At 67.1% G+C, this 10,342-nt stretch carries 12 protein-coding genes and 2 pseudogenes; 2 read left to right on the top strand and 12 right to left on the bottom strand.

Annotation, left to right across the window (positions count from 1 at the left end; translation table 11 throughout):
- Positions 1-161: pseudogene (locus tag ACTIFS_RS17545) on the bottom strand (IS3 family transposase); the annotation flags it as partial.
- Between the two features lie 46 nt (positions 162-207).
- On the opposite strand from ACTIFS_RS17545, the pseudogene ACTIFS_RS17540 reads away from it, so the two are divergent.
- Both ACTIFS_RS17540 and ACTIFS_RS17535 read left to right on the top strand, forming a co-directional pair.
- A pseudogene (locus tag ACTIFS_RS17540) lies at positions 208-918 on the top strand (IS5 family transposase); the annotation flags it as partial.
- Between the two features lie 163 nt (positions 919-1,081).
- On the top strand, positions 1,082-1,261 hold the full coding sequence (locus ACTIFS_RS17535; protein WP_439575409.1) for a hypothetical protein: 180 nt from the start codon (positions 1,082-1,084) through the stop codon (positions 1,259-1,261).
- A gap of 11 nt (positions 1,262-1,272) precedes the next feature.
- Here ACTIFS_RS17535 and ACTIFS_RS17530 read toward each other — a convergent pair whose 3' ends face one another.
- The 11 genes from ACTIFS_RS17530 to ACTIFS_RS17480 form a co-directional block, all read right to left on the bottom strand.
- Positions 1,273-1,713 (bottom strand): CopG family transcriptional regulator, encoded by a 441-nt coding sequence (locus ACTIFS_RS17530; RefSeq protein WP_439575408.1) that lies wholly within the window; start codon positions 1,711-1,713, stop codon positions 1,273-1,275.
- Positions 1,714-1,723: 10 nt separating this feature from the next.
- Positions 1,724-3,709 (bottom strand): conjugal transfer protein TraG, encoded by a 1,986-nt coding sequence (locus tag ACTIFS_RS17525; protein WP_439575407.1) that lies wholly within the window; start codon positions 3,707-3,709, stop codon positions 1,724-1,726.
- Between the two features lie 25 nt (positions 3,710-3,734).
- Positions 3,735-5,474 carry a relaxase/mobilization nuclease domain-containing protein gene (locus ACTIFS_RS17520; protein WP_439575406.1) on the bottom strand — a complete coding sequence of 580 codons (1,740 nt, stop codon included), beginning with the start codon at positions 5,472-5,474 and terminating at the stop codon, positions 3,735-3,737.
- A gap of 244 nt (positions 5,475-5,718) precedes the next feature.
- Entirely contained in the window at positions 5,719-6,483 is a 765-nt protein-coding gene (locus ACTIFS_RS17515) for a lytic transglycosylase domain-containing protein (protein ID WP_439575405.1), read from the bottom strand.
- Between the two features lie 3 nt (positions 6,484-6,486).
- The gene (locus ACTIFS_RS17510) at positions 6,487-6,831 is read right to left on the bottom strand and encodes a DUF736 domain-containing protein (protein ID WP_439575404.1); all 345 of its coding nucleotides are present in this window, start codon (positions 6,829-6,831) and stop codon (positions 6,487-6,489) included.
- Positions 6,832-6,876: 45 nt separating this feature from the next.
- Entirely contained in the window at positions 6,877-7,422 is a 546-nt protein-coding gene (locus ACTIFS_RS17505; protein WP_439575403.1) for a S26 family signal peptidase, read from the bottom strand.
- A complete protein-coding gene (locus tag ACTIFS_RS17500; protein WP_439575402.1) occupies positions 7,419-7,937 on the bottom strand; it encodes a DUF2840 domain-containing protein in 519 nt (172 codons plus the stop codon). The genes ACTIFS_RS17505 and ACTIFS_RS17500 overlap by 4 nt, the downstream gene beginning before the upstream one ends.
- Positions 7,934-8,188 carry a hypothetical protein gene (locus ACTIFS_RS17495; protein WP_439575401.1) on the bottom strand — a complete coding sequence of 85 codons (255 nt, stop codon included), beginning with the start codon at positions 8,186-8,188 and terminating at the stop codon, positions 7,934-7,936. The genes ACTIFS_RS17500 and ACTIFS_RS17495 overlap by 4 nt, the downstream gene beginning before the upstream one ends.
- Positions 8,185-8,823, bottom strand: coding sequence for a ParA family partition ATPase (gene parA, locus ACTIFS_RS17490; protein WP_439575400.1), 639 nt, complete (start codon positions 8,821-8,823; stop codon positions 8,185-8,187). Before parA ends, ACTIFS_RS17495 begins: the two co-directional genes overlap by 4 nt.
- A 208-nt stretch (positions 8,824-9,031) precedes the next feature.
- Complete coding sequence (locus tag ACTIFS_RS17485; RefSeq protein ID WP_439575399.1) at positions 9,032-9,919, bottom strand: replication initiator protein A; 888 nt, start codon at positions 9,917-9,919, stop codon at positions 9,032-9,034.
- A gap of 11 nt (positions 9,920-9,930) precedes the next feature.
- Positions 9,931-10,218, bottom strand: a complete 288-nt coding sequence (locus ACTIFS_RS17480) for a helix-turn-helix transcriptional regulator (RefSeq protein ID WP_439575398.1) — start codon at positions 10,216-10,218, stop codon at positions 9,931-9,933.
- Positions 10,219-10,342 lie beyond the last annotated feature (124 nt).

The following is a 10,342-nucleotide window of genomic DNA, read 5'->3' as shown; positions in this document are numbered from 1 at the left end:
TTGACCCACTCCAGCAGCGTGTGGGTCGAGCAGCCGATCTTGGCGGCGATCGAGGCGCAGGCGACCCAGCGCGAGGAATGCTCGGCCTCCTGGTCGAGCACCAGCCGCACCGCGCGCTCGCGGACCTCAGGGGAAAACTTGTTCGTCGTCTTGCTCGTCATGGCTCCATCCTACTTGGAAGTTGGAGCCTCCGGCAGACCCGGGGCGGTTCAGCTCTTGTCGAGCGAACACTTCAGCGTCGACGGCACGCTCGTCGCGGCCTGGGCGTCGATGAAGAGCTTCAAGGCCAAGGACGGCCCCGGGGACAGCTCCGGTCCGGCCGACCCGCCGGCCCCGGGCGGGCGCAATGCCGAGGCCGACTTCCGAGGCGAGAAGCGCTCGAACGCGACCCATGCCTCGACCACCGACCCGGACGCCAAGCTCTACCGCAAGGGTCCCGGCATGGAGGCCAAGCTCGCCTTCCTCGGCCATGCCTTGATGGAGAACCGCTCCGGCCTCCTCGTCGATGCTTGCCTGACGAAGGTCTCCGGCCACGCCGAGCGCATCGCGGCGCTGGCGATGATCGAGCCCCGGGCCGACCGCCCACGCCCGATCACCCTCGGCGCCGACCGCGGCTACGACGCCGAGGACTTCGTCAACGAACTGCGCTCGATGAACGTGCGGCCGCATATGGCGCAGAACCTCACCCGAAGCCGCGGCCGCTCGGCCATCGACGGCCGCTCGACCCGTCATCCCGGCTATGCCGTCAGCCAGCGCATCCGCAAGCGCATCGAGGAGGGCTTCGGCTGGATGAAGGCCGTGGCCGGGCTCGACCGGCCGAAGCTGCGTGGGGTCGATCGGGTCGGATGGGCCTTCACCTTCGCGGCCGCCGCCTACAACCTCGTGCGACTGCCCAAGCTCATCGCCGGAGCATCCTGATGGCCGCCCGCGACTGCGCCCTGATCGGCCGCTGGCGTATCGTCCAATCCGATCGGTGGGGGGCGGGCGATCTCGACCTCCTCGGTCCTGCGACGATCGCCTTCGACGACCGCGGACACGGCGAGATCACGGTCGGAGCACTCACCGCGTCGCTCCGACTCGAATGGCTCGGACCACCGTCTTCTTCCGCTGGCACGGCTCGGACGACATGACCGAGGTCACCGGAGAGGGCTCCGCCGAACTCCAGGACGACGGCACCATCGAAATCGAGTTCACCTACCACGACGGTGACGACGTGATCCTCAAAGCCGTCCGCGAGCCGACTTCTTCAACAGCCTGCTAGTCGACCCCCACTCATTCTGGTGCGGAGTCACTTTGATGCTGGCTCTCTTCCGAGATCTCTTGCCGAAGCTTCGGCCCGCGAGCGAGTCGCCGTCCGAGCGCTGTCACGAACGCCTCGTACCGCTCGCCGGCCTTGGCGCGAGCGGCTTGAGCGGCAGGCTCCGGCAATGCCGGCGTCGTCGTCAGCCAGAACCGTACGAAGATGGCCAGCGTCTCGACCGAGATACCGATGTCGCGCTCCACGCGGGTCATGCGCCGGTCGAGCTGGTCGAGCCGCTTGGTGATGGCTGCCTCCTGCCGCTCCGCCGCGTCCGGTGAGAGAAAGGATGCAATGCCGGCCTCTGCGACCAGCGACAGAGAGTGACCGCGCCGGGCGGCGTGCGCAGAGAGGGCCTTCATGACGTCCGGCTCGAGATAGACGGAGAGCCGCTGCTTCTTCGGTGATTTCGTCATCGCTGGCCTCCTAAAGCTCGATGCCGTCGCCCGGATCGAGCGAAGCCTGACGTGCGACCTGCCTCATGTTCTGGTTCATGCGGCTGAGACGCGCGGCGTCGTCATCGGCATCGTCCGCCGGGTCGATCTCGAACTCGTTCTCGATCGGCGCCACCTTGGCGATCGGCTGCACTCGGCTCAGTTCGGGTTGGCGGCGACGCTCCGAGTCGGTCGTGTCCTCATCGTCCGGATTAGCTCCAGTTGCGGAGATCAGGATCTCCGGTGAAGGCGGCAATGCCAGTTTGCTCCAATCGTCGGTCGAGACCGTGACCGGCTTCGTTATCGTGGGCGGCGGCAGCACTCGTTCCTGAAAACGGCGGTCCTCGTAATAGCGCGCCTTCTTGGCGCGGATCGGCGGGGTGCCCGCGACCATGACGATTTCGTCGCAGGGCGGAAGCTGCATGATTTCGCCGGGCGTGAGCAACTGCCTGGCAGTCTCCGACCGCGACACCATCATGTGGCCGAGCCAGGGCGAAAGCCGGTGGCCGGCATAGTTCTTCATCGCCCGCATTTCGGTTGCGGTGCCGAGCGCATCTGACACGCGCTTGGCCGTTCGCTCGTCATTGGTCGCGAAGCTGACGCGGACGTGGCAGTTGTCGAGGATCGAATTGTTGGGCCCGTATGCTTTTTCGATCTGGTTGAGCGACTGAGCGATCAGGAAGCTCTTGAGGCCGTAGCCCGCCATGAACGCGAGCGCAGATTCGAAAAAGTCGAGACGCCCGAGCGCCGGAAACTCGTCCAGCATGAGCAGTAGTCGATGCCGGCAGCCCTTCGCCTGCAGGTCCTCGGTGAGACGCCGGCCGACCTGATTAAGGATCAGGCGGATCAGCGGCTTGGTCCGGTTGATGTCCGACGGCGGCACCACGAGGTAAAGCGTGGACGGCCGCTTGCCGCCGACGATATCGGCGATGCGCCAGTCGCAACGGCGCGTCACCTCGGCGACGACGGGATCGCGGTAGAGGCCGAGGAACGACATGGCGGTGGAGAGCACGCCGGACCGTTCATTGTCTGATTTGTTCAGGAGCTCACGCGCGGCCGATGCGATGACCGGGTGCGGTCCGGCTTCGCCGAGATGCGCGGTCTTCATCATGGCCGCGAGCGTCGACTCGATCGGCCGCTTCGGATCGGACAGGAATGCGGCGACACCCGCGAGCGTTTTGTCGGCCTCGGCGTAGAGGACATGAAGGATCGCGCCGACCAGCAACGCATGACTGGTCTTTTCCCAGTGATTGCGCTTCTCGAGCGAACCTTCCGGGTCGACCAGGATGTCGGCGATATTCTGGACGTCGCGAACCTCCCATTCTCCTTTGCGGACCTCCAGCAGCGGATTGTAGGCGGCCGACTTCGCGTTGGTCGGGTCGAACAGCAGCACGCGGCCGTGCTGTGACCGGAAACCCGCTGTCAGCGTCCAGTTCTCGCCCTTGATGTCATGGACGATCGCCGAGCCCGGCCAGGTGAGCAGCGACGGTACGACCAGGCCCACACCCTTGCCGGAGCGGGTCGGCGCGAAGCACAGCACATGCTCGGGCCCATCATGGCGCAGATAGTCGCGATCGAGCTTGCCGAGGACCACGCCATCGGGACCGAGCAGGCCGGCGGCCTTTACTTCGTAATCCCGCGCCCAGCGTGCTGAGCCATAGGTCTCGACGTTCTTCGCTTCACGCGCCCGCCAGACCGACATGCCGATGGCCACCGCGATCGAGATGAAGCCGCCGGATGCGGCGATATAGGCGCCCTCGACGAAGATCGGCGGCGCATAGGCGTCGTAGAAGTACCACCAAGGGAAGAAGGACCAGGGATAGTAGATCGGCCAGCCGGCGATCTCGAACCAGGGTGGCCCGAGCTGGGACTGGAAACCGAGCCGGTAGGCCGTCCACTCTGTCGCCGCCCACGTCGTGAAGAGCACGATCATTAAGACGGTGAGGATCTGGCCCCAGAGGATTTTCGTCGCCGACATGGCGTGGTCCTTTCTTGATTACGGTCTACAGGCCGAGGCCGCGCTTGCGGCCAAAACTCCAGTCGACCCCGCCATCGCCGCGGGCGACGCCGGAGACCTGCTGGCCAAGGTGCTTTTCGAGCGAGGGCGACCAGGGCACGAGCTGGAAGCCGAGACCGTCGTCGATCATGGCGAAGCGGCCCGACGCGAGCGCGATGCGCTGCCGATAGGCGCCGGCGACATAGTCACCGGTCCCGGCCTTGGCGAACGGGCGCCCGGTCTCGGCCGCGAGCGTCGCGCCGAGCGCTTCGACTTCGCGCTGGCGTAGCGTGTCGATCAGGTTGCGTGAGAAGATGACGCTGCGGCCGTGGCGTTCGGCCAGACGTTGCTCGATCAGATGCTCGGCGCGTCGGTCCATCGCGTCGCGCACCTCGGCTCCGAATCCGCCGCCGCCAAGCGCAACAGGGTCGCGGGCGATCACCTGCCGGTCGAGCCAGGTCGCGCCGGTCGCGGTGACCTGAGCGGAGATATCGAGATCGGAGCGCACGGCAAGTGCGACGCGGCGCTGCCCCCGCGCGTCGTCGAATTTCCGGAGCTCGACGATCGAGCCCGGCGCGCTATCGCCGGCTGCCTCGAGATCGGGAAGTTTGATGTGGTGGGTGCGGCCATCGACCCCGTCGACCACGGCATAGGCCGTGCCCTTCAGCTCGTCGTCGAGGCCCCGCGTCACCAGCCGGCCGACGACAGGGTCATTCAGACTTTCGCCGGCAAGCACATAGCTCGCGGCGCCGCGCTCGATGCCGCGGTCGGTCAGCGCACGATGCATGCGCTTGATGATATCGCCGCGCTCGCCGAGCTCGCGCAGGGTCGCCTCCGCCTTCTCGGAGATCGTCCATTGGCCGGGACCAATCTCGTCGGCGAGGCCGAGCCCTTCGAGCTTGCGCAGCCGCCCGACCTTCAGGGCGTGGAATTCATCCGGCTGTCGATCGGGATGCGGGGCGAGATCGACGACGCCGGTCCTGGAGGCATCGCGCGCGAGCTGACGATCAAGATTGGTCCAGCGCTCGGACTCGACCTGGTGCTCAATGGTGCGACGGATTTCCTGGTCGGTTCGCGGGCCCAGTTCTTGGGTGATGAGATCGCGTGCCCGATCCCGCATGCCCTCCTTGATGTAGTCGCGCGAGATAACGAGGTTCTCGCCGTCGTCGCGCACGCCGCGCATGATCAGATGCACATGCGGATGCTCGGTGTTCCAGTGATCGACGGCGACCCAGTCGAGCCGGGTGCCGAGATCCTTCTCCATCTGCCCGACCAACTCACGGGTGAAGCCCTTGAGGTCGGACATCTCCACCGCGTCGTCGGGCGACACGATGAAACGGAAATGGTGGCGGTCATTCTCGCACCGCTCCGCGAACGCCTTGGGATCGGCGTCATCCCCGCCGGGACCGAACAGCCGGGCCTTCTCTCCGTCGCGGGTCACGCCTTCGCGGCGGAGATAATTGAGGTGGGTGCCGAGCGGCGCGTTGCGTCCGCCTTGGCGCACGACGCGGGCCTTGACGACGGCGCCCCGCGAGCGGGCGGTCAGCAGCCGATTGGCCTGCACCGCCGCGCGCTGACCGCGGCCGAAGCGCGAGCGGTTGCCGGGCCCGATCCTTCCTTGCCGCGATACCGCGCCGCCGGCCTTCTGCGCGGCGGCGAGTGCCTGCGCGATGAAGGGTCTGGCCTGCTGGGCGCGGGTCGAACGAATGCGGCCTGGGCGGATGCGGAAATCGTCCTCGGCGCTCATGGGCAAGGCCCCGCACATCGCGCAAAGCCGAGGAAATTATTGGGAAAGCGCGGCGCGCGCAGGCTGTGCCGATCAGGCGCACATCGCGTAAACGCGCTATAACCTCTTGAAAAACCACAACCGCATAAGGCCGCACATCGCGGCCCTTTATCCTGCCATCGTACGGTTGTGGTGACTGCCCCTCCCACTTCTGACGCCAATTCCACGCCAGAACCCGACAATGCCACAGGGAGTGCGAAGCTCATCATCGCGGCCCCGCACTGTCGGGTCGCGCCACGAAGAGACCATCCGATCGCGATGCAGGCGGCGTTTGATCGCGAACGGACTCCGGCGCGGGTGGTGCAACCGCATCACTCTCGGTCTGCTGCGGATTTGCACGCGGTCTGCTATCGACCTGCACGATGAAAATCGGCGCACGGGTCCAGGCGAGCGGATCGGCGGTCGCTACCGTGACGGGGGCGGCAAGATCGCCGCCGCCGATGATCGGTGCGAGAGCGGCGACATAGGCGCGCGTTTCGGCCGGCAATGGGCGGCCGATGGCGCGATATTCCTCGTAGCGCCCGGGACCGGCATTGTAGGCCGCCAGAAAGCCAGGTGAGCCGTAGCGATCGTGCATCTCGCGCAGATACGCCGCGCCCGCCATGATGTTGTCGCGCGGGGCGTAGGGATCATTCCCGAGGCCATGTCGGGCGCGCAAATCCGTCCAGGTCGCCGGCATGATCTGCATCAGGCCCATCGCGCCCTTGGGCGAGATCGCGCGCACATCACCGCGGCTCTCGACGCGCATGACCGCGCGAATCCACCGCTCCGGGATGCCGAACCGGCGCGCGGCGTCTGCGATGTGACCGGCGTAGGGATCGCTGGGTGATGCGCGCTCCACCGGCGTGTCCTGTGCGACGGCCGGGGCTGCCAGCGGAAGGGCGGTAAGCAGGCCGGAAAGGAGAAGGAAGGCTGTGCGTCGGACGGTGGGAAACCGTTCGACGACAGCGCGATGGCGGCGGGCCGGCATCGCTCAGTCCCGCTCGCTGCGCCTGGGCGGGCGGTTCCAATGCAGCCCCCAGGCGGACTTGTCGTCGGCCGACTGGAACAGGTTGGCGCGGATCGGCTGGCTGAACGTCGGATCGTCAAGCTGCAGTGAAACGTATTCGCCGGCCTTCTCGCCGGTGCGTTTCCAGCCCGCTCCAACCTCGGGGCCATCGTCATCCGGTCCGAGATGGACGCGATAATCCGGCGCGTTCTCCGCGTCAGATTGCTCGGCGGGCACGAGCACGAGCACGAGTTCGGCGTCGAGGCCGAGCGTTTTGACACGCCCGGCATAGCCAGACGTGGTGCGACTGAATTGACCGATCAGGGACATGATTGCCTCCTTGGATGTGCGGTGAGGTCGGAAATGGGTACGTCGTCACCGCGTCGACGCGCGCCAGACGAAGCGGCCGTCGCCGTCCTCGTCGGTGTAGAGAGGGATGGCCCGGCCGATCACGGCGGAGGCGGGAAGCGGGCCGAAGTATCGGCCGTCGAGGCTGTCGCGGACCTGCCAGTTCATCAGGAACAGTTCGCCCTCAGCCACGACGCGGCAGCCCTGCCAGACGGGCAGCGGATTGCCGCGACGATCGCGGTCCAGCGCCTCGCCCATCGACACTGCGTCGACGGTGATCGCGAAGCCGGTCCTGCAAACCCGCTGCCCAGGAAGCGCCACGACGCGCTTCACCAGCGGCACGCCGCGGGGCAGGTAGCCGCCCTCGGCGAGGAAGGTCGCGAGCGGTTCGGGCGCACGCACGGCGACCAGATCGGTGACGTCCGGGGACGGGTCGGGCTCGATGGCGTAGAGCCCGATCGGCGTGCTGGCCGACGCGTTCCAGACCAGCTTCGGCGCGAAGGACACGAGGGACAGGATACCGAGCACGGACACCGCACCCGTCGTGGTGATGGCGTAGCCAAGCCGGGTCATGCGCCGATCCTCCGCGCCAAGAGGAAGGCGCGGTGGCGCTGCATCGTGTAGGTGCGCGGCGTCTCGCCGACGGCAAAGCGATTGTGGACGTGCCGCCAATGATCGGGCGCGACCTCAAGCGGATCGATGCCGGTCGCCTCGATCCCGTCGATGTGCTGGAGCACGCGCTCCACCTTCGGCCAGCCATCGACGCGCAGCAGGATGTCGCCGCCGGGCGTCACGGTCGGGATGGTCTGGCAGGCTTCGCCGGGAGCGACGGCGCGCAGAATGTCGAGCCGAGAGAGCACGGTGCCATGCTCGTTCGCGGCCCAGCGCACCAGCGCGAAGGCAGCGCCGGGAGGGAAGAAGAGGATGCGGCGGCGGCGGTCGAGAACCTGTTCGCGGACCTCGTGGCCGAAGCGGATCCAGTGCTCGGTCTGCTTCTCAATCCAGACGAGCTCGACCTGAGTGAGATCCTCCGGCGGCGCGTGAGGGGCGCGGCCGGCGCGCGCGGATGCGGCGGCAAGGCCGGTCATTGGGCGTCTCCTTGGGCTGGTGGGAATTCGCGCTCGAACAGCGCGCGCAGCATGTCGGCGACCGTCTGGCCGCGCTGGAAGGCCGCGATCTTGATCCGGCCACGCATGTCGGCGGTGACATCGATGGTCAGCCTGGCCGAGAAGTCATCGGCGGGCAGAGCGCGCTGGATCTGGCGATCGGGCGCCTTGATCCAGCTCTCCGGATCACCGGGCCGGGATGCGAAGCCGCGCTTTGGGGATCGTTCGCTCATACGCCGATCCTCGTCACCTCGGCCGCAAGAGCGGCGATCTCGCGCGCGCCCGGACAATCTTCGTCCTGCTCGGCGGCGATCCGTCCGGTCTGCACGACATCGGCGAAGATGATGCGCTGACCGATGGTGGTGGCGAGCAATGGCGGATCGTGGTCGGCAAGCGTCTCGGCGGTTTCGCGGGCGAGCACGGTGCGCGCCGCGCAGCGGTTCAGCACGAAGCGGGCGGCGAGCCGCGGGCGGTAGATGCGCGCCTCGCGCAGCAGCGCCAGCATCTCTGCCGACGCCCAGCCATCGAGCGGCGACGGCTGCACAGGGATCAATACGAGATCGGCGGCAAGCAGCGCCGAGCGCATCAGGCCGGCGACGCGTGGCGGCCCATCGATGATGACATGGTCGGCGTCACGAGCCAGCTCGGGCGCCTCGCGATGCAGGGTGTCGCGCGCCAGGCCGACGACACCGAAGAGCCGCTGCAATCCCTCCCGGCTGCGCTGCTGCGACCAGTCGAGCGCCGAGCCCTGTGGGTCGGCGTCGATCAACGTGACGCGCTTGCCGCTGCGGGCCCATTCGCCGGCGAGATGCAGTGCCAGCGTCGTCTTGCCGACGCCGCCCTTCTGGTTGAGGAGCGCGACGATCATGACGGTCTCCCGGCGATCGGGGACTCGTCCACACGGGGCGAATAAGCGGGTTCCGTTAGAAAGATTCCGAAGGAATCTAGGTTAGATAAGTTACGGGGCTCGCAAGCTGCTGATTCAGCGCGAGGAATCGGCGATTCCGGTCCCCGATAGCACGAGAGTCTGGTCCCCGATGGCACGATAGCGCCGGTCCTTGATAGCACGAGACTATTCACAGCTTATCCCCAGGGCGAGTTGTCGAGCGGCGATGGCGGCGCGGGATGCCGAGCGCGTCGGGATCGGTGGGTGCGAAGGACAGAATTTCGGGCCCGCCGAGGCATTGCTCGATGGTGAGGCTGTAACCCGGCAGCGGCTGGCGGCGGACGATGTCGCGCAGGTCGTAGGCGAAGTGCTTGAGCGGCGAGAGGCTGCCGGACTTGGCGTGCAGATGCGGGAAGTCGAAGCTCCACCCGAACTCCTGCTTGCCGCCGTGCTTGCGCACGAGGCGATAAAGCCAGCGCTCCAGCCCGCCGGTGAGATCGAAGTATTTGCGGTCGATCGTCAGCACGAGCGCGTCGTCGAGGACGGCGCCGTAAAACCAGTCGGGAATGATCAGTTCGAGGCCGAGGGGACGGCCGCGGTGATCGGCGCGTTCCTTCCATTCGTTGATCCAGGAGAAGCGGTGCATCCGCCGCTCGGTCGGCTGGCGGATCGAGGTCGCGACCGTTGTCGATTGCAGCCGATCCAGGGCGGCCTTGAGGCGGTCGTAGTCGCGAAGCGACACGCCGCGGCCAATGAAGTTCAGAATTTCGTAGGGGGTAGTCGCCATCAGGCGCGAGGGGCGCAAGCCGACGTCGCGCGCTTCGACGATCTGCGAGGCGGCCCAGATCAGGACGTCGGCGTCCCAGATCGTGGCCATGCCATGCTCAGGAACGGCTTCGACGCGGATCTTCACCGAGCCGGCCTTGAAGTCGATTGGCGCGAGGCGCTTCGACTTGGCGAGCGAGAAGAACGGGTAGGCCATGAGATCCTGCGCATCGCGCGGCGCGAGATCGCCGGGCAGCGCCCGGAAGAGATCGAGCTGCGCGCGCTCATCGGGATGGGTGTGGCGGGACGACACGGCAGGCCACCTCAGCGCGCGTAGCGGCCGCCGGCGGTGGCGGAGGAGGCGGTGGCCTGGCGCTTTGCGGGCAGGACGGTGCCGCCGCGCGGATCGGAGGTCGAGGTGACGAGACCCCGGTCGGCCCAGCTCTGCAGGTCCTCGACGGAATAGACGACGCGGCCACCGAGCTTGCGATATGTCGGGCCGGTTCCGTAGGTGCGGTGCTTCTCAAGGGTGCGCTCGGACAGACCGAGGAAGCGGGCCGCTTCCTGAGTTCTCAGATAGCGCGGCGGTATATTGGCGGCTTTTTCGGCCATGATCGAACCTCCGTGGTCTCGCGGGTGGCCGCTGCGAACAAGCGGCGGGTTGCGAGCACGGTGGCGTGGCGACGGCGCCTCGGGCAGGAACGAAGTTGGGAAACTATTTTCGATACCGAGCGCA

Source organism: Phreatobacter sp. (assembly GCF_051860605.1).
Classification (GTDB): domain Bacteria; phylum Pseudomonadota; class Alphaproteobacteria; order Rhizobiales; family Phreatobacteraceae; genus Phreatobacter.
Note: the sequence above shows the minus strand (reverse complement) of the source record. Positions and strands in the feature narration are given on the sequence as shown.

Coding starts and splice junctions, on each gene's coding strand:
- ACTIFS_RS17535 (WP_439575409.1), top strand. CDS start 1,082: ATGGCTCGGACCACCGTCTTCTTCCGCTGGCACGGCTCGGACGACATG.
- ACTIFS_RS17530 (WP_439575408.1), bottom strand. CDS start 1,713: ATGACGAAATCACCGAAGAAGCAGCGGCTCTCCGTCTATCTCGAGCCG.
- ACTIFS_RS17525 (WP_439575407.1), bottom strand. CDS start 3,709: ATGTCGGCGACGAAAATCCTCTGGGGCCAGATCCTCACCGTCTTAATG.
- ACTIFS_RS17520 (WP_439575406.1), bottom strand. CDS start 5,474: ATGAGCGCCGAGGACGATTTCCGCATCCGCCCAGGCCGCATTCGTTCG.
- ACTIFS_RS17515 (WP_439575405.1), bottom strand. CDS start 6,483: ATGCCGGCCCGCCGCCATCGCGCTGTCGTCGAACGGTTTCCCACCGTC.
- ACTIFS_RS17510 (WP_439575404.1), bottom strand. CDS start 6,831: ATGTCCCTGATCGGTCAATTCAGTCGCACCACGTCTGGCTATGCCGGG.
- ACTIFS_RS17505 (WP_439575403.1), bottom strand. CDS start 7,422: ATGACCCGGCTTGGCTACGCCATCACCACGACGGGTGCGGTGTCCGTG.
- ACTIFS_RS17500 (WP_439575402.1), bottom strand. CDS start 7,937: ATGACCGGCCTTGCCGCCGCATCCGCGCGCGCCGGCCGCGCCCCTCAC.
- ACTIFS_RS17495 (WP_439575401.1), bottom strand. CDS start 8,188: ATGAGCGAACGATCCCCAAAGCGCGGCTTCGCATCCCGGCCCGGTGAT.
- parA (WP_439575400.1), bottom strand. CDS start 8,823: ATGATCGTCGCGCTCCTCAACCAGAAGGGCGGCGTCGGCAAGACGACG.
- ACTIFS_RS17480 (WP_439575398.1), bottom strand. CDS start 10,218: ATGGCCGAAAAAGCCGCCAATATACCGCCGCGCTATCTGAGAACTCAG.